We start from the raw sequence: 16,907 nt of genomic DNA, 5'->3' as shown, positions 1-16,907 counted from the left end.
GCGGCGCGATAACCAACGCCGGGGATCGCGCCGCCAGCGACGCTCCTACGGTGTGAAATCGAGAGGCATTTCCATGTTTACCGGCATTATTGAAGCCATGGGCAAGGTCGCGGCCATGACCCCGAAGGGGGGCGATGTGACCCTGCTGATCAAGAGCGACGCGCTGGATTTTTCCGATGTGCAGCTGGGGGATTCCATTGCCGTCAACGGTGTCTGCCTGACCGCCACGGCCTTGCCAGGTGGTGGCTTCGAGGCGGATGTATCCGGGGAAACCCTGTCGCTGACCTCTCTCAAGCAGATCGCCGTGGGCAGCCAGGTAAACCTGGAAAAAGCACTGACACCGACCACTCGGCTTGGCGGTCACCTGGTCAGCGGCCACGTGGATGGCCTGGGCAAGATCGTGCAGATGAAGCAGGATGCCCGTTCGGTACGCATTGATATCGAAGCCCCGGCGGAGCTGGCCCGCTATATTGCCCACAAGGGCTCGATCACTGTGGATGGCATCAGCCTGACGGTGAACAGCGTGGACGGTGCGGTATTTTCCCTGAACATCATCCCCCACACCCAGGACGTGACCACCATCGGCCAATGGCAGGTGGGGACGCCAGTGAACCTGGAAGTTGATATAATCGCCCGCTATCTGGAGCGCCTGTTGCTGGGCAACAAGGCCGCCGAGCCGAATGCGGAAGGCATCTCCATGGCGTTTCTGGCCGAAAACGGGTTTTTGAAGGGCGGCTGACGCCGCCAGTAACAAGCTGCAAGAGACTAGCTTCAACGCGATGAAAGCGAGTTGCCATCAATTGCAGGCTTGATTATGCGATACCGAAAGAGAGGGTTTGCACTGGTTTTCCTTGTAGCTTGCGGCTTGTCGCTTGCAGCGCATCACCGGTGAAAAATGCAGAGGAAGTGCTGTTTGCTTCCACGCTTAATAGGTCGAGTACCACTATGCAGCTCAACAGTATTGAAGAACTGATCGAAGACATTCGCCAGGGCAAGATGGTTGTCCTGATGGATGATGAAGACCGGGAAAACGAGGGCGATCTGGTGATGGCCGCCGAGCATGTCACCGCCGAAGCCATCAATTTCATGGCCAAGTATGGCCGTGGCCTGATCTGTATGCCCATGTCCCGGGAGCGCTGCGAGCTGCTGGAACTGCCGTTGATGGTACAGAGCAATGGCAGCGGTTTCGGTACCAAGTTCACCGTGTCCATCGAGGCCCGTGAAGGGGTGACTACCGGTATTTCCGCCGCGGACCGAGCCCGCACCGTGCAGGCCGCCGTGGCCCGCAATGCCCGCGCCTACGATATCGTTCAGCCCGGGCATATCTTTCCGCTGATGGCCGAGCCCGGTGGCGTACTGCGTCGCGCCGGCCACACCGAAGCGTCTTGCGATCTGGCCATGCTGGCCGGTTGCGAGCCCGCCGGGGTGATCTGCGAGGTGATGAACGAAGACGGCTCCATGGCCCGCCGGGAAGATCTGGAAGTGTTCGCCAAGGAGCACGACCTGAAAATCGGTACCATTGCCGATCTGATTCAGTACCGCGCACTGAACGAAAAAACCATTGAGCAGGTATCCGATAATGCGCTGGATACCTGGTACGGTGATTTTCGCCTGGTGGCCTTCCGCGACACCGTGGACGGGCTTACTCATGTGGCGTTGGTGAAAGGCGAGATCAGCGAAGACCGGGAAGTGACGGTACGGGTGCACCAGGTGGACCCGCTGCGGGATCTGATGAGTGCCAAGATGAACGGTCGAACCGGCTGGAACATGCACCGGGTTCTGGAAGCGATATCTGGTGCGGATGCCGGGGTGGTGATTATTCTGGGGCAGGACTATGAATCCCAGGATACCGTGGAGCGGCTGGAAGCCTTCTTCGGCGGCACTGCCAGCAAACCCAAAGGGGAATCCCGGGCCTACCGCAACATCGGCACCGGCTCCCAGATTCTCAAGGCCCTGGGCGTGCGCAAGATGCGCCTGCTCAGCTCGCCGATGAAATTCAATGCGCTCAGTGGTTTCGATCTTGAAATCACCGAGTACGTGGAAGCAGACAGCTAAGGCGCCGCGCGCCGAAACAGTAACGCAAAGCGGCGCGGCTAGCCGCCGGATGACAGGAAAATAGGTATGCAAAACATCAAGACCCTTGAAGGTACCCTGAACAATGTGGGCGGTCGTTACGGCATCGTCGTGGCTCGCTTCAACAGTTTTGTGGTGGAAGCCCTGCTGGAAGGCGCCGTGGATGCGCTGGTCCGTCACGGTGTTAGCCCGGATGACATCGAGATCATCCGTGTGCCCGGTGCCTGGGAAATGCCGGTGGCAGTGAAGAAGATCATCGAAAAGCGTGACTACGACGCGGTGATCACCCTGGGTGCGGTGATTCGCGGTGGCACCGCCCACTTTGAATATGTGGCCGGTGAAGCCGCCAAGGGTATTGCCTCTGTGCAGAACGCCACGGGTGTGCCGGTGGTCTTCGGCGTACTGACCGTGGATACCATCGAGCAGGCCATCGAACGTTCCGGCACCAAGGCCGGCAACAAGGGTGCCGAAGCGGCCATGAGCGCGCTGGAAATGGTCTCCCTGTTTAAGGCACTGTAATTATTCGGGACGCGGCGCGGGGCGCAGGCGTCCCGCACCACTTCCTGACGTTGAGGCAGCATGAACAATCCTTCCACACCCAGTGCCCGCCGCAAGGCGCGCCGATTCACCATGCAGGCCCTGTATCAGTGGCAGCTGGCTGGTGCCGCAGTGAGCGACATCGAAGCCCAGTTCCTGGCCAACCAGGATTTTGCCAAGGCTGATCGCGAGTATTTCCATGACCTGCTGCACGGTGTGCCGGCCCAGGTGAAAGAGCTGGACGAGCTGCTTACGCCCTATCTGGATCGCCGGGTAGAGGAGCTGTCCCAGATCGAGAAAGCGATCCTGCGCCTCGGCGCCTTCGAGCTGAAAGAGCGGCTGGATGTACCCTACCGGGTGGTGATCAACGAAGGTATCGAACTGGCCAAGGTGTTCGGTGCCGACGATTCCTTCAAGTACGTCAACGGCGTGCTCGACAAGCTGGCGCGAAAGCTGCGCTACCAGGAAGCGTCAGAACGTCCTTTCCGCGATTGAGCGGGTGCGCGCAGGCTTGCCTGCGCGCTATGCTTCTCCCATGACAGACTCCACGCAGCCGCACACACTGGATGAGTTTTCCCTGATCCGGCGTTACTTTCATCGCCATCTTCATCACGGCCCGAATGCCGGCGTGCTGCTCGGCCCTGGTGATGATGCGGCCATCCTGGTCCCCCCTGCCGATCAGCAACTGGTGATGACCCAGGACACCAGCCTGGCCGGTCGCCATTTTCCTGACGACATGGATGCTGCCGACGTGGGTTACCGCTGCCTGGCGGTGAATCTGTCCGACCTGGCGGCCATGGGCGCCGACCCCCTCTGGTTTCTGCTCTCGCTGACCCTGCCCGATGTGGATGAAGCCTGGCTGGCCGGCTTTGCCGATGGCATGTTTGCGCTGGCGGACCAGGCCGGCATCTCTCTGGTGGGGGGCGACGTGACCCGGGGTCCGCTGTCCGTTTCCATTCAAGCCACCGGGGCAGTGCCGCCGGGGCAGGCCCTGCGCCGTGACGGCGCCCGGGTCGGTGATCGCATCTGTGTAGGCGGTGTTACCGGCGCCGGCCTGCTGGGGCTGCAACAATGGCAGCGGGGTGTGCGCAGTGGTGCCGCTATTGATCACTTCCGGCGCCCGTCTCCGCAACTGAATCTGGGGCTGTCGCTGCGGGGTCGTGCCACGGCCTGTATCGATATCTCCGACGGGGTGCTGGCGGACCTGGGCCATATTCTGGCCGCATCCGGTGGTCTGGGCGCTTGCTTGCAGGAAGACGCCCTGCCGTTGAACAGTGCTGTACTTGCCGGTTGCAGCGAGGCAGAACAACGTCGTCTGCAATTGCAGGGCGGTGATGATTACCTGCTGCTTTTTACCCTGCCAGCACAGGAAAGCCTGCCGCCGGGCTGCTATTGTCTGGGGGTGGTGGAGCAGCAGGATGGCCTGCGACTGGCAGGTTCAGACGGAACAGTCACTACGATGCGAGCCTCTGGCTGGCAGCATTTTTGATTAACGCAGGGTAGGCGTAGGGTGCCGTTCGCTCAGGTTGGGTTCCCCCTACGTAATAATGACAAGCAAGAGAGATGCCGATGGAATTGAAACGCCCGAAGATGACAAACCCGGTCCACTTTCTTGCTTTCGGCTTTGGCTCTGGCCTGGCGCCCATTGCGCCGGGGACCTTCGGTACGCTGGCTGCCATGCCGATCTGGTGGCTGTGTGCCCAGCTGCCACTGTGGGGCTATCTGCTGGTGACAGCGCTGGTGATTGCGGTGGGACCGTTCCTGTGTGGGAAAACCTCCCATGACATGCACGTACACGACCACCCGGGCATTGTCTGGGACGAAATTGCCGGCCTGCTGATCACCATGATTGCGGTGCCGGTAACCTGGTGGGGGGCGCTGGCCGGGTTTGTGGCCTTCCGGGTGTTCGACATTATCAAGCCCTGGCCCATTGGCTGGCTGGACCGTCGCGTGGAAGGCGGGTTGGGCATCATGGTGGATGACCTGCTGGCCGGGGTATACGCAGCAGTGGTGGTGCAGTTGCTGATTGTGTTTCTGCCGCAGTGGTTTACCTGAGCCCTTGCAAAAACGCTGCTGCCGCTGGCGGAGCGCGTTGCGCGCTTGATATGTTCCTTATTGCACTAACCATTATTGCCCTAATATCGTTTTGTCACTACCGCTGGCACAAAAAGGATGGCGCCACGCGGGGTTAGCTCTTAGCCTGACTGGATAATAACTGACCAACCGCAGGCAGGGATTTGCCATGTCGGATACCGATCCCCGTTCCAGGCGGGTGGTGGTGCCGGGGGTGCGCTGGTTACGCTTTCCCCGGCGCCTGGAAATGGAATACCGTGAGTATCAGTGCCGGGAAGCCGTGGATGGCTTCCGGGTCAACGCCTTTTATATTCTTCTGCTTTACGTCCTGCTGATCACCGGTATCTATGCGCTGGCCCCGGAGGCGGTACGTGGCCGCTGGCTGGCGACTTATATCTGGGTGGGGGTCATCGTGCTGGTGGCGGGTGGTCTGGCCCAGGTGTCGGCCCTGAATCGTTATTTTCCCTGGTATGCGGGGCTTGGCAGTTTTCTGGCCGTGGCGGTCTCCATGGCGATTCCCGGTTTTATCAACGGGCCGGTGGCTGTCCAGCTGGCCCATGTGTCGGTGATCTATGCGTTGGTGATTGTCTACGCCATGGTTGGCCTGCGCTTCCCGGTGGCGGTGGCGGCCTGTTGGGGCGGCGGGCTGCTGGGGTGGTGGCTGTCGGAGCGTTTCGGCCATGGGGTTGATTGGCAGATGGCCCATCGTACCTATACCGGGGTGAGTCTGTTGGGCATGTTCTTGTGCTACACCACCGAGGTACGGGATCGCCTGCTGTTTTTCAATCAGCGGCAACTGCTGCGGCAGCAGCAGCGCACCCAGGCGCTGGCGGAACGGCTGCATCGCCTGAGCCGGGAAGACAGCCTCACCGGGTTGGCTAACCGGCGCTCCTTTGACGAGGCCCTGGATCGTGAATGGCGACGCTGCCAGCGTGATCAGCAGCCGCTGACTATCATGCTGGTGGATGTGGACTGCTTCAAAGCCTACAACGACCACTACGGGCACTTGCAGGGCGACCGCTGTCTGCAGCTGCTGTCCAGTGAGCTGCGACGTTACGGACGGCGGGGAGGCGACGTGGTGGCGCGCTTCGGCGGAGAGGAATTCGTCATGCTGTATCCGGGCATCGGTGAAACTGAAGCGCAACAGCTGGCCTCCCGGGTATGCCGTTCGATCCGTGCGTTGGCAATCCCTCATTGCTGCAATCCTGACACCGGCGAGGTCACCGTCAGCCTGGGCGTCGCGGTGCTGACTCCGGGGCCCAAGCAGACCCCGATAGCCTTGCTGGACGCGGCGGATCGGGCTCTGTACCAGGCCAAAGAAAGCGGACGGGACACCTGGCGTCTTTACGAGCCGCCGCCCAGAGTGCGATTGGTCAAGGATGACAAAGGGGGGTAGGGCTCACGCAGGATGGGAATCCTAAGCGAACTGGAAAACCGCCAACCCGGCTTTTACCACAGAGGGCACAGGGCTCACTGAGAAAATTCCGAAAAGGTTTTCCTCGGTGAGCCCTGTGCCCTCTGTGGTAAAAAGGTTTGGTCTTCAGCGAGCCTCGCGCAGGCGTTGCTGTTCGCTCAGGCGGGTGCGGATTTGTGTTTCGATACCCTGGGCATCCAGTCCGGCTTCGGCCAGCAGCACATCCCGTTTGCCGTGGTGGATGAAATGGTCCGGCAGTGCCAGGTTGAGCACGTCTACCAGTAGCCCTTCTTCGTGCAGCAGTTCGTTCACCGCCGAGCCGGCGCCGCCCATGCGCTGATGGTCTTCCACGGTGACCAGCAGGGCGTGGTTGGCGGCGGCCTTGAGGATGGCGTCGCGATCCAGGGGTTTCACCCAGCGCATGTCCAGCACGGTGGCATTGAGCGCCTTGCCGGCCTCCAGTGCTGCCGGGGTGAGGGCGCCGAAGGCCAGGATTGCCACTTGCTGGCCGTCGCGCAGGGTGCGCGCCTGGCCGATGGGCAGGGCTTCCATGGTCTTTTCAATCTCCACGCCCGGTCCGGTGCCGCGCGGGTAGCGTACCGCCGCCGGGCCTTCGTGCTGGTAGGCGCTGTATAGCAGCTGCCGGCATTCGTTCTCGTCGGAGGGCGCGGCGATGATCATGTTGGGCACCGTGCGCAGGTAGGCCAGATCAAATACGCCGCCATGGGTGGCACCGTCTTCGCCCACCAGGCCGGCCCGGTCCAGGCCGAAGGTCACATCCAGGTCCTGCAGGGCCACATCATGGATCAACTGGTCATAGCCCCGTTGCAGGAAGGTGGAGTAGATCGCCACCACCGGTTTCTGGTTTTCACAGGCCAGGCCGCCGGCCAGGGTGACCGCGTGTTGTTCACAGATCGCCACGTCATGGAAACGGTCCGGGAAGCGCTGGCTGAATTCCACCATGCCGGAGCCTTCGCACATGGCCGGGGTAATGCCCACCAGGCGCTTGTCCTGCTCGGCCATGTCGCACAGCCACTGGCCGAAGATGTCCTGGTACTTGGGTTTCTTGGGCTGGCTGGGGACTGCCACCTGTACCTTGGGCTTAGGCTCGATCTTGTTGATGGCGTGGTAGCCCACCGGGTCCGCTTCGGCGGGAGCAAAGCCCTTGCCCTTGGTGGTGTAGATATGCAGTAGCTGGGGGCCTTCCAGCGCACGCATGTTGCTCAGGGTGCGCACCAGCTCGTCCACATTGTGGCCATCGATGGGGCCAATGTAGTTGAAGCCGATGGCCTCGAACAGCATGTCCGGGCTCACCATGTTCTTCATGCTCTCTTCGGTGCGGCGGATAAAATCCCAGGCCGCAGGCATGGTGGAGAGCACCTTCTTGCCGCCTTCGCGCAGGGCGATATAGCTCTTGCTGGCCCAGATGCGGGCAAAGTAGTTGGATAGCCCGCCCACATTGTGGGAAATCGACATGTTGTTGTCGTTGAGGATCACCAGCAGGTTGGAGCGGGTGTGGGCCGCGTGGCTCATGGCCTCGAAGGCCTGGCCGGCGGTCATGGCGCCGTCGCCGATGATGGCCACGGCACGGCGATCACTGCCCGCCATTTCCGCCCCCAGGGCCATGCCCAGGGCGGCGCTTATCGAGGTGGAGGAGTGGCCCACACCGAAGGTGTCGTACTCGGATTCACTGCGCTTGGGGAAACCGGACAGGCCATCCTGCTGACGGATGCTGGTGATACCCTCGCGACGGCCGGTGAGAATCTTGTGCGGGTAGCATTGGTGGCCCACATCCCACACCAGCCGGTCGTCCGGGGTGTTATACAGATAGTGAAGGGCCACGGTCAGCTCCACCACGCCCAGGCCGGCGCCGAAGTGGCCGCCACATTGACCCACTGCGTAGAGCAGATATTCACGCAGTTCGTCCACCACCTGCTCCAGCCGGGTGGCTGGCAGCCGTCGTAACTCGGCGGGGCTGGTCAGCGTGTCGAGCAGCGGAGTGGCCGGGCGGGTCAGCGGGATTTGCGTAAATGTCTTGGGCATAGAGGTATGCAGCCTGAAATGCACGGCGAAATTGAGTGCCTAGTATACCTTCACCGGGCGTCAGGCGTCAGTGATCGCGGGAGATGATGTATTGTGCCAATTGTTGCAATGGTTGGGCGCGTTCTCCATACCCGGCCAGGGCCTGTTGGGCCTTCTCACACAACTCCTGGGCCCGCTGCTGGCTCTGTTCCAGGCCGAGCAGGGACGGAAAAGTGCTTTTCTGCAGTTTCTGGTCAGAGCCGGAGGGCTTGCCCAACTGTTCGGTGCCGGCGGTGATATCGAGAATGTCGTCCTGGATCTGGAAGGCCAGACCGACGGCATCGCCGAACCGGTTCAAATCATCGAGTAGCACGGCATCATCCACTTCGGCGGCGAAGTAGCCCAGTTGCAGGCTGGCGGTGATCAGTCGACCGGTTTTCAGATAATGCATTTCTTCCAGTGCTGCCACGGTCTGCTGCTGGCCCTGGGCGAGCATGTCCTGCATCTGGCCGGCGGCCATGCCGTCCACGCCGGCGGCCAGACACAGGTGGCGAATCATGGCGATGCGGGTTTCTGCGTGGTAATGACCGCTGTTGGCGAGCAATTCGAAAGCACGGGTATGCAGGGTGTCGCCGGCCAGGATGGCAGTGGCCTCATCGAAAGCCTTGTGGCAGGTGGGTTGGCCTCGGCGCAGGTCGTCGTCATCCATGGCTGGCAGGTCATCGTGGACCAGCGAGTAGGCATGAATCAGCTCCACGGCGGCGGCGGGCACATCGGCCCGGCCCGGTTCGGCGCCAGCCAGCTGGGCGGCGCCATAGACGAGCAGGGGGCGGATACGCTTGCCGCCGCTGAGGGCCGCATAGCGCATGGCCTGGCTCAGTCGTGGAGCGGCACTGGCGGCAGGGACAAAGGTGTCCAGCGCCTGTTCCAGTCGGGCCCGGCTGGTCTCGCCGAGCTGGTCCAGGGCGGGGAAGTTACTGGCCATTATCTTCACCGGCAAAAGGAGCCGGCTCGGCGTCAGTGTTCTGCTCCAGCAGAATACGTACCTTCTGCTCCGCCTGCTGCAGGGCCTGCTGGCACTCCCGGGACAGGCGAACCCCTTCTTCAAAGGCTTTCAGGGATTCTTCCAGGGTCAGGTCACCGGATTCCATCCGTTCCACAAGGGATTCCAGATTGTCCAGTGAGGTTTCCAGCGCGGGGGCTGCCTGCTTTGCCATGGGTATCTCCTAGCCTGAGTATGTCGCCAAAACGCGCTGAGCTATTCACAGGTGCGATGATAGCAGTCAGAAAGGCAATTTGGGCGTTCTGGGTCAGTGCATCCGGCGGGAACAGTAATGCACAGGCGGTGGTGAATCAATTGCTATCTGCCCGCCTGCGGGGCCTTGAGGCACCATTGTTCGATTTATTTGATGGGTTGCAAGTAGCTGATAATGAAGGGGTAAACCCGGGCTTTCAGAAGCGGGGGAGAATTGATTCCAAATGGTTCTAAACAGGGGGTTCCGGTGCCGATGGCGGCCTGCTTATAGTGAAAGACCCGCCGGAGGCCGCAGGCAGCTTCTTCCTCTGATCTCCTAAGCTATGGCGTTTAGTCTGCGTCACCGGCGGGGTTCTCTCCATGCGATTTGCATAATGCGGCAACAACGCGAACGTCGCCTCAAGGATTAAAAACGCAGCAGGCCGCGCCCAGCCAGGGCGCGGCCTGTTACGTTTCAAGTTGTACCAAGCCGTGCAGTTGCATTCAGAAATCGTAGCGCAGCCCCACTGTGAACACCTGCCCGTCGCTTTCCACCTGGTAGCCAGCCAGTGGGTTGAAGCTGTCCGAATTGGGGGTGTAGATGGCGTAGCCCAGCTCCTCATAGAAGTATTCGGCGAAGAACTTGAGCGCCTCTGTGTGCTGGTAGTCCATGCCCACATGGACGGAATCCCCCTGGAAAAAGGCTTCTCCTTCCCCGTCGGTTTCTTCCCCCTGGGCGTACATGGCCTTGAAGGTGTACTTGTTCCAGCTGTAGGAGCCGTACAGGTTGTAGGTGATGGGGTCCTCATCGACGGTGACGCTGCTGTGGGAAAGCAGCTGTTCCACCTTGGCGGCAAAACGCCAGGGGCCGGTGGTGTAAGTGGCCGAAGCGCCGACCTGGTCCGGACGGTCACCGGAGTCCTGTTCGGTATCCTGGTAGGCCGCTGCCAGGGTCAGGTTGTCCGCTGACCAGGACAGGGCATATTGCATGGTATCCAGGTAGCTGGTGCCAGCTTCGTCTGTCATGTCCACCCCGGAGACCGTGGCGGTGACCCCTGCCATGCTCGGCGAGGTATAGGTCAGGGCGTCGCGGCGGAAGGCTGCCTGGGTGGCAAAACCGGAGTAGAACGAACTGAAGAAATCCACCGGGTATGCCACGTTGTTGTAGTAGGCCAGCCACTGGGTGCCCACCGTCACGCTGCCGTATTGATCATGGGCCGCAGAAATCGTGGCAACGCGGGGCATGCTGTTGTTGTCTTCTTTATAGAGCTCATGAAAGAAGGTGGGGTCCTCGGCGCGCAGGCGCGCGGAGTTGATCGGGAACTCCACTGTGGCGGTGATATCCAGGTTGTCGAAGTCGTTGTAGCTGGCGTTGACGCCGAGCCGGGAATAGGCATCGCGCAGGCCGGTGTAGGAATCGTCTTCCCCGGGCTGGGCTTCATCCACGGAGACGGTTTCAGCCTGAATCCGTAACGAGCCGTAAGGTGTCACCGTCAGTTCTGCCTGGGCAGGCAGGCTCGCCATGCCGGCAAGCAACGCCGCGCTTAGCGGCAGGGTGTGTGGGTATTTCATCCTTGATCTCCCTTCATTTATTTCAAATTCAGACAATCAGAACCGGGCATGGCGACAGGCTGGCTACCCGCTGGGAAACACTGCCCAGAAAGTAACCGTCCACATCGCCACTGGTGCCCCGTGAACCCATGACGATCAGGTCCACGTTGTTGTCCTTGGCAAAACGGATAATGGCCCTGGAAGGTCTGCCTCCCTTGACGAAGGCCCGTACCTGTTCAGCGCCGGCGTCGGCGGCCAGTTGTTTTGCCTGGTCTGCCACCGAAGAGGCATATTCCTTCAGCGCTTCATCCGGTAGCTGTACATCGTTGGGTCGCACCATGGACAGTGACGCTTCAAAGAGACTGTGGTGCTTGAAGACGCAGAGCAGATACAGCTCGGCGTCGTTGTCTTGCTGAAGTTTGGCGGCATGGTCCAGGGCCTTGAGAGAACCTTTGGAGCCATCCACGGGAACCAGAATCCTTTGATACATAACTGCCTCCTTGCGGGTTGTTATTCCTCTCTTGAATCAGTCGAAGACCAGGTCTCTCAGGCACAGGGCGATTTGTGGAAACACAATGACCAACAAGGTGGCTGCCAGCAGCATGATGACAAAAGGCGGAGTGCCCCTTATCACTTCCCAGTAAGGGCGTTTGAAAATGGCAATGGCGGTAAAAATGTCGCAGCCAAAGGGCGGCGTCGCTGAACCGACCGCCACCATCATGGTAATCAGAATCCCCACATGCACTGGATCCAGGCCGGCGGAGGCGACTGCCGGAGCGAAAATCGGTGTGAGCACCAGGATTACCACGATGGGATCGACAAACATGCAGGCAATAAAGAAGGCCACGGCAATGGCCATCAATACGCCGAACGGGCCCGCTTCATTGATCCCCAGGGCGCCGAGTAGAGTCTGCGGAATCTGGGCAAAGGAAATGATCCAGGAGAAACCGTTGCCCACGGCCACCAGGATGAAGACCACGGCGGTGATCAGGCCGGTGGACTTGGCGATGGCATAGATATCCATGGCCTTGAGGGAGCGGAAAATCACGAACTCCAGTAATACCGCATAGAGCACACAGGCAGCGGCCGCTTCCGTGGGGCTGAAAATGCCGCCGTAAATGCCACCGACAATGATGACGGGAAAGCCCAGAGGCCAGAGTGCCTTGCGTACCGAGACAAGGCGCTCGTTCCAGCTTGCCTTGGGTTCGGTGGGGACTTTCTTGGTATGGGCGTAGATCACACAGTAGGCAGAAAACATCAGCAGGATCAGCAGGCCTGGGCCAATCCCGGAGATAAACAGTTCGGCAATGGAGGTGCCGGTGATTACGCCGTAGATAATCATGCCAATGCTGGGAGGGATTAGAAAAGCAATGTCACTGGCGTTGATGATCAATGCCAGGGTAAAGGAATCCTTGTAACCGGATTCCAGCATACGCGGGCGTAGCGGCGAGCCCACCGCAACAACGGTGGCCTGAGTGGAACCGGAAACGGCGCCGAACAAGGTGCAGGAGGCCGCAGTGCTGACCGCCAGGCCACCTTTGATATGGCCGATAAAGGCCATCACCATATTAACCAGCCGATTGGCAGATTGTCCGCGGGTCATGATGTCGGCAGCCAGAATGAACATGGGAACGGCAATAAGGGCAGTGGGACGAATGCCTGCCAACATTTGCTGGATGAAAAAATCCATGCGGCCGAAACCGTCGAACATCATCACGAAGCCGACCACAGCGCCGACGATCAGCGGGACCATCATCGGAAACCCGAACAGCAACAGCACCAACATGACGAGAAACATGATCCAGGCCATCATCAGTCAGATCTCCGTTTCCTGTTCGTCGTAACCATCCAGAACGGTGGTGGACAGATAGACGTCCCGGGAAAAAATATTCTTGATCCCGGCCATGAAGTACTGAATGCCTGTTACGGCAAGGCCTACGGGTACCCACAGATAAATCAGATAAATGGGAAAGCCCAGAGTGGGTAGTACCCGGCCGCTGGTATAAACCGAATGGATGTAGCTGACCGAGTACCAACAAAGGAAAAACATGATCGCAGAAGTGACAAAGCTGATCAGAATCATCATTAGCCGGCGAACATTTGTAGGGAATATATCGTAAATAGCGGACATGCGAATATGTCGGCCATGACGGGCCGCATAGCCCAGGCCGGCAAAGGTGATCATGACGATCAGTATGCGATTGAGTTCTTCGGAAAAGTGCAGGCTTTCACCCATGACGAAACGGCCTACCACATTGGCCACGGTATTGATGGCCATGAGTAGAACGCCGGTGGCGAGGATGATGGCTTCGACTTTGGCGATGCCGTTGTCGAGGGTGCCGAGAAATCCGGGCAGGGTGGATTTCTGCGGAGAGGGAGCCCCATCGTTCATGATTGCGTCCTTCTGCAATTGCCGGTTGAACGGATCGTCCTGATCCGCGCCCCCGGCTTGTGGTGATTCTGGTATAGCCGGGGAAACCCGAGGAATCCTGTACTGCTATTCAGGGTTCCGGAATTGGTCAGTCGCCGGGAGCCGAGCGCAGAGCTGTTCGGCCCCGGCGTGGTATTGCCGGTTATTCTTTTTCAATGGCTTCAAGGTCGGCCTTGAACTGCTTGAGCAGTTTGGCGCCGCTCTCGCCGGTCATTTCCACGAAACGCTCTTCCACCTGAGGAGCCCGTTCCCGGAATGCCTGGCGCTGTTCTTTGGTCAAACGGGTAACGGTAACCTCGTCACTGTCCTCAAGAATCTTGTCGAGCATTTTTTCGCCAAGACCGGGCACGTAGTCCGCAATATGTTCAAAGGCATGATCGGTGGCATTGCGAACCAGTTCCTTATCTTCCTCAGACAAGCCGTTGAAGAATTCCTGGTTGGCCATCATGGCCGTGGTGAACTGGTTGTGACCGGTAAAAATCAGGTTCGGCGACACTTCATAGAGCCCCCCTGACTGGATCCAGAAAATGGGGTTTTCCTGTCCCTGAATGATGTTGGTCTGCAGTGCACCGTAGACTTCACCCCAGGGCAGGGGAGTTGGGGTGGCACCGAAGGCCTGGTAGGTCTCGGAAAGCAGCGGGTTGGTCATGGTGCGGATGTTCTTGCCCTGCAGATCTTCCGGTGAGGTGACCGGTTCATCGGCGGTAATCACCACTTCCCCTTCCGGGTACATGGTCAGCAGTTCCAGGCCCTGTTCGGCGTAGAGCTTGGGGAACATCTCGTTGATGGCCTTGCTTTCTTCAAAGAAGGTGACGACTTTCTCGGAGTCCACTGGCAGCAGATAGGGAATGAAAAAAATCTGTGCTTCGGGAATCAGTGAACCGGTAAAACCCGGTGACTGGTTGACGAACTGCAGCACGCCGGCCTGGGTCAGTTCCATGATATCGTCGGATTCGCCCAGCTCGCCAAAGCGGTGTACTTGAACGGTATGTTCGGAGTTGTCTTCGATGTATTCCTTGAATTTGTGCGCGAAAACATCCTGCACATCGCCTTCGTATTCTTCGTGGGCATAGCGCCAGTTCTGTCCCTGTGCTTCGGCGCTGGCGGCGGGTTCCTCAGCGTTATCGCTGCATGCTGCCAGTGACGCCATCATCACCGTGGCCGCGGCGGCGCCTGCTAGTGATCGAATGGTCATTGTGTACCCTCTATACTCTGGTTGACGGAAATTTCCCTCAAGCAATGTTCGCAAAATCTTCCGTTTTTCACGGACATTGGGCTTCACCTTGGCAAAGGAAAACCGGAAGTGCAAGAAACCGGGTCGCGTTTATGTCAGGAGAGTTACCTTTTTTGCGGGCCGGTGCCGAGTTTGGGGAAATGCGTTTTTTTGCTTTTTTTATGGCGCCGGAGTACTGCGCAATGCAGATGCCGTGCTGGTTTCAGCGGCGAAACATCACGGGGAGTCGCCAGTGCTTTCTGTTAGAATACGCACCATGAAACTGATTCTTGCCCCCATGGAGGGGCTGGCGGACTTCTGGGTTCGTCAGGCCCTTACCGACGTGGGCCATTACGACTGGTGCGTCAGCGAGTTTGTCCGCGTCAGCGAGCTGCTGTTGCCTCCCAAGGTGTTCTATCGCTGGTGTCCGGAGCTCAAACAGGGCTCGCGCACCCGGGCGGGCACCCCTGTGCATGTGCAACTGCTGGGCTCGGATCCTGCCTGCATGGCGGAGAATGCGGCCCGGGCGGTGGAGCTGGGGGCGCCGGCTATCGATCTGAATTTCGGCTGCCCGGCGAAAACCGTGAACCGCCACCGTGGTGGCGCGGTGTTGCTGGACGAGCCGGAGCTGGTGCACGCGGTCACGGCGGCGGTGCGCCGCGCCGTGCCGCCGTCCATTACCGTGTCGGTGAAGATGCGTCTGGGCAACGAAGAGGACGCCTTGGCACTGGATAATGCCCGTGGCGTGGAAGCCGCCGGGGCGGCCTGGCTGACGGTGCATGGCCGCACCAAACGCCAGGGCTATCGGCCGCCAGCCTACTGGGACCGCATTGGCCACATCCGTGAGGCGGTGTCGCTACCGGTGATAGCCAATGGAGAAATCTGGACACCGGAAGATGCGCGACGTTGCCAGCAGGAAAGCGGTTGTGCAGATTTGATGATAGGTCGTGGTGCGGTGGCCGATCCCTGGCTGGTCAACGCCCTGCGTGATGGCCGCGCCACCCGCTGGGAGGATATCCCGCCGGTGCTGAGCCGGTTTCTGGACGATGTCATCGGCACCGGTACCGATGCCCAGGTGGCCGGGCGGGTCAAGCAGTGGCTGAGTTATCTGCGCCGGCAATGGCCTCAGGCCGGTGTGCTGCTGGAGCAGATCAAGCGCGAATCCGACCCTCAGGCTATGGCGCCGTTTCTGGCGGCGCCGCAGCAGGAGGTGTCAGCGTAAAGGGCTGAAACGGTGGCAGGACGAAAAAATCACCGTCGTGACGGTCGGCCATGGCACGGAAGGACGCATCCAGGTTATCCAGTGCCCAGGGCAGTGGCGCCACGTCTTCACGCAGTTCCGCGAAAAAATCATCCCAGTGCACCGGGATCACCGTGTGTGCGCCGACCGCCTGGGCGGTTTCTTCCATGAATGCCTGCTGGTAGGCCTCGCTCTGCTTGCCCAGGCTGGCGCTGGCCAGTAGTGCATAATCCGCCTGGTAGCGGTCCAGTTCGCCGGGTTGCATGCCCGCGCTTCCCTGAATCAGCAGGCTGCCGGCCGGGTGTTTGACCACCAGGCCGTAGCTGGTTCCCTCTTCCCAGGCCCCCAGCGGCGCCGGTGGCGTCACCGGTTCGGTGATTTCGCCTTTGCCGGTCCAGTTTTCGATGACCTCCGGCAGCGGCACGTGGCCGGCGGGGACAAAGTAGAGCGTGAAGTCACCGAACCGGTAAGGGTAGTGGGTCTGTACCGTAGTGATGCGCGCTTCCGGCAGGCCGCCTCCGCGTCCCACCATGGCCGTGGAGGCGGAGCCCAGCAGCTGGGCCCCGGTGCGCCGGGCCACCAGGGGGGAATCCATGGCATGGTCGAAATGGGAATGCAGCACCGGTATGGCGTCCAGCTTGCTGATACCCGCCTGTTTCAGGGCGTTATCAATACGCTGCTGTTCGGGCTTGAGCAGGCCAAACAGCTGGGGAATGCTGACCCGGGAAAAGTAGCCGTCGGTGAGCAAGTGGGTGGTGCCGTCACTGATCAGCACGGTACTGGTGCCGAGAAACGTCAGGGTAACCTCTCCGGGTTCTGCTGGAGGTTGGGCTTCGGCAACGGGCCAGTGATCCCGGGAGGGGGCCAGCTGGAATGACACTGTGATAGCCATCGCCGCTATCAGAAGGGCGCCGATTATCCATCGCGCAATTTTCATGAGACATCCAATGTTGTTCTGTTTTCAGGCCGTTCCGGGCCAAGTGGTGCATTTTAACGAAAAAACGGCAGTCTGACAGGGAGCTACCGCGATAGATGGCGCTCTTTTGCAACGTCTGCACGATGAGCGGGGGCGTTAGCCATATCGTCTCCCCCATCCGGCCCGGCCTCGCGGGGCTTCGA

The 16,907-nt window shown here is 60.0% G+C and carries 17 protein-coding genes; 8 read left to right on the top strand and 9 right to left on the bottom strand.

Annotation, left to right across the window (positions count from 1 at the left end; translation table 11 throughout):
* The first annotated feature begins 73 nt into the window (after positions 1-73).
* From KZ772_RS08780 to KZ772_RS08750, 7 genes are all read left to right on the top strand, one after another.
* On the top strand, positions 74-739 hold the full coding sequence (locus KZ772_RS08780; protein ID WP_290539411.1) for a riboflavin synthase: 666 nt from the start codon (positions 74-76) through the stop codon (positions 737-739).
* 206 nt (positions 740-945) lie between these two features.
* Positions 946-2,055 (top strand): bifunctional 3,4-dihydroxy-2-butanone-4-phosphate synthase/GTP cyclohydrolase II, encoded by a 1,110-nt coding sequence (ribBA, locus tag KZ772_RS08775; protein ID WP_290539410.1) that lies wholly within the window; start codon positions 946-948, stop codon positions 2,053-2,055.
* A gap of 66 nt (positions 2,056-2,121) precedes the next feature.
* A complete protein-coding gene (gene ribE, locus KZ772_RS08770) occupies positions 2,122-2,592 on the top strand; it encodes a 6,7-dimethyl-8-ribityllumazine synthase (protein WP_290539409.1) in 471 nt (156 codons plus the stop codon).
* Between the two features lie 60 nt (positions 2,593-2,652).
* Positions 2,653-3,105, top strand: coding sequence for a transcription antitermination factor NusB (nusB, locus tag KZ772_RS08765; protein WP_290539408.1), 453 nt, complete (start codon positions 2,653-2,655; stop codon positions 3,103-3,105).
* A 40-nt stretch (positions 3,106-3,145) separates the two neighbouring features.
* Positions 3,146-4,099, top strand: a complete 954-nt coding sequence (thiL, locus tag KZ772_RS08760) for a thiamine-phosphate kinase (RefSeq protein ID WP_290539407.1) — start codon at positions 3,146-3,148, stop codon at positions 4,097-4,099.
* A gap of 80 nt (positions 4,100-4,179) precedes the next feature.
* Positions 4,180-4,665, top strand: a complete 486-nt coding sequence (locus KZ772_RS08755) for a phosphatidylglycerophosphatase A (protein WP_290539406.1) — start codon at positions 4,180-4,182, stop codon at positions 4,663-4,665.
* A gap of 187 nt (positions 4,666-4,852) precedes the next feature.
* Positions 4,853-6,079: a diguanylate cyclase gene (locus KZ772_RS08750; RefSeq protein WP_290539405.1), complete on the top strand. Its 1,227-nt coding sequence runs from the start codon at positions 4,853-4,855 to the stop codon at positions 6,077-6,079.
* A 144-nt stretch (positions 6,080-6,223) separates the two neighbouring features.
* Here the strand turns inward: KZ772_RS08750 and dxs are convergent, their stop codons facing one another.
* The 8 genes from dxs to dctP form a co-directional block, all read right to left on the bottom strand.
* Entirely contained in the window at positions 6,224-8,140 is a 1,917-nt protein-coding gene (gene dxs, locus KZ772_RS08745) for a 1-deoxy-D-xylulose-5-phosphate synthase (protein ID WP_290539404.1), read from the bottom strand.
* Between the two features lie 67 nt (positions 8,141-8,207).
* Complete coding sequence (locus tag KZ772_RS08740; protein ID WP_290539403.1) at positions 8,208-9,104, bottom strand: polyprenyl synthetase family protein; 897 nt, start codon at positions 9,102-9,104, stop codon at positions 8,208-8,210.
* Positions 9,094-9,336 (bottom strand): exodeoxyribonuclease VII small subunit, encoded by a 243-nt coding sequence (locus KZ772_RS08735; RefSeq protein ID WP_035244971.1) that lies wholly within the window; start codon positions 9,334-9,336, stop codon positions 9,094-9,096. Before KZ772_RS08735 ends, KZ772_RS08740 begins: the two co-directional genes overlap by 11 nt.
* Before the next feature lie 521 nt (positions 9,337-9,857).
* Complete coding sequence (locus tag KZ772_RS08730) at positions 9,858-10,925, bottom strand: porin (RefSeq protein WP_290539402.1); 1,068 nt, start codon at positions 10,923-10,925, stop codon at positions 9,858-9,860.
* A gap of 28 nt (positions 10,926-10,953) precedes the next feature.
* Positions 10,954-11,394 carry a universal stress protein gene (locus tag KZ772_RS08725; protein ID WP_290539401.1) on the bottom strand — a complete coding sequence of 147 codons (441 nt, stop codon included), beginning with the start codon at positions 11,392-11,394 and terminating at the stop codon, positions 10,954-10,956.
* Positions 11,395-11,430: 36 nt separating this feature from the next.
* Positions 11,431-12,714, bottom strand: a complete 1,284-nt coding sequence (locus KZ772_RS08720; RefSeq protein WP_290539463.1) for a TRAP transporter large permease — start codon at positions 12,712-12,714, stop codon at positions 11,431-11,433.
* Positions 12,715-12,720: 6 nt separating this feature from the next.
* Positions 12,721-13,296, bottom strand: a complete 576-nt coding sequence (locus tag KZ772_RS08715; RefSeq protein WP_290539400.1) for a TRAP transporter small permease — start codon at positions 13,294-13,296, stop codon at positions 12,721-12,723.
* Positions 13,297-13,477: 181 nt separating this feature from the next.
* Positions 13,478-14,488 (bottom strand): TRAP transporter substrate-binding protein DctP, encoded by a 1,011-nt coding sequence (gene dctP, locus KZ772_RS08710; protein WP_290539462.1) that lies wholly within the window; start codon positions 14,486-14,488, stop codon positions 13,478-13,480.
* A gap of 337 nt (positions 14,489-14,825) precedes the next feature.
* Here dctP and KZ772_RS08705 point away from each other — a divergent pair, with 337 nt between their 5' ends.
* Entirely contained in the window at positions 14,826-15,770 is a 945-nt protein-coding gene (locus KZ772_RS08705; RefSeq protein ID WP_365871079.1) for a tRNA-dihydrouridine synthase family protein, read from the top strand.
* Here KZ772_RS08705 and KZ772_RS08700 read toward each other — a convergent pair.
* Positions 15,724-16,680, bottom strand: a complete 957-nt coding sequence (locus KZ772_RS08700) for an MBL fold metallo-hydrolase (RefSeq protein WP_290539399.1) — start codon at positions 16,678-16,680, stop codon at positions 15,724-15,726. The two genes, KZ772_RS08705 and KZ772_RS08700, sit on opposite strands and share 47 nt — an antisense overlap.
* Positions 16,681-16,907: the final 227 nt, after the last annotated feature.

This window comes from Alcanivorax sp. (assembly GCF_019431375.1).
In the GTDB taxonomy this organism is placed as follows: Bacteria; Pseudomonadota; Gammaproteobacteria; order Pseudomonadales; family Alcanivoracaceae; genus Alcanivorax; species Alcanivorax jadensis_A.
Note: the sequence above shows the minus strand (reverse complement) of the source record. Positions and strands in the feature narration are given on the sequence as shown.

What these genes read in the sequence shown, in the direction of transcription:
- KZ772_RS08780 (WP_290539411.1), top strand. Translation starts at nt 74, where the DNA reads ATGTTTACCGGCATTATTGAAGCCATGGGCAAGGTCGCGGCCATGACC.
- ribBA (WP_290539410.1), top strand. Translation starts at nt 946, where the DNA reads ATGCAGCTCAACAGTATTGAAGAACTGATCGAAGACATTCGCCAGGGC.
- ribE (WP_290539409.1), top strand. Translation starts at nt 2,122, where the DNA reads ATGCAAAACATCAAGACCCTTGAAGGTACCCTGAACAATGTGGGCGGT.
- nusB (WP_290539408.1), top strand. Translation starts at nt 2,653, where the DNA reads ATGAACAATCCTTCCACACCCAGTGCCCGCCGCAAGGCGCGCCGATTC.
- thiL (WP_290539407.1), top strand. Translation starts at nt 3,146, where the DNA reads ATGACAGACTCCACGCAGCCGCACACACTGGATGAGTTTTCCCTGATC.
- KZ772_RS08755 (WP_290539406.1), top strand. Translation starts at nt 4,180, where the DNA reads ATGGAATTGAAACGCCCGAAGATGACAAACCCGGTCCACTTTCTTGCT.
- KZ772_RS08750 (WP_290539405.1), top strand. Translation starts at nt 4,853, where the DNA reads ATGTCGGATACCGATCCCCGTTCCAGGCGGGTGGTGGTGCCGGGGGTG.
- dxs (WP_290539404.1), bottom strand. Translation starts at nt 8,140, where the DNA reads ATGCCCAAGACATTTACGCAAATCCCGCTGACCCGCCCGGCCACTCCG.
- KZ772_RS08740 (WP_290539403.1), bottom strand. Translation starts at nt 9,104, where the DNA reads ATGGCCAGTAACTTCCCCGCCCTGGACCAGCTCGGCGAGACCAGCCGG.
- KZ772_RS08735 (WP_035244971.1), bottom strand. Translation starts at nt 9,336, where the DNA reads ATGGCAAAGCAGGCAGCCCCCGCGCTGGAAACCTCACTGGACAATCTG.
- KZ772_RS08730 (WP_290539402.1), bottom strand. Translation starts at nt 10,925, where the DNA reads ATGAAATACCCACACACCCTGCCGCTAAGCGCGGCGTTGCTTGCCGGC.
- KZ772_RS08725 (WP_290539401.1), bottom strand. Translation starts at nt 11,394, where the DNA reads ATGTATCAAAGGATTCTGGTTCCCGTGGATGGCTCCAAAGGTTCTCTC.
- KZ772_RS08720 (WP_290539463.1), bottom strand. Translation starts at nt 12,714, where the DNA reads ATGGCCTGGATCATGTTTCTCGTCATGTTGGTGCTGTTGCTGTTCGGG.
- KZ772_RS08715 (WP_290539400.1), bottom strand. Translation starts at nt 13,296, where the DNA reads ATGAACGATGGGGCTCCCTCTCCGCAGAAATCCACCCTGCCCGGATTT.
- dctP (WP_290539462.1), bottom strand. Translation starts at nt 14,488, where the DNA reads ATGATGGCGTCACTGGCAGCATGCAGCGATAACGCTGAGGAACCCGCC.
- KZ772_RS08705 (WP_365871079.1), top strand. Translation starts at nt 14,826, where the DNA reads ATGAAACTGATTCTTGCCCCCATGGAGGGGCTGGCGGACTTCTGGGTT.
- KZ772_RS08700 (WP_290539399.1), bottom strand. Translation starts at nt 16,680, where the DNA reads ATGGCTATCACAGTGTCATTCCAGCTGGCCCCCTCCCGGGATCACTGG.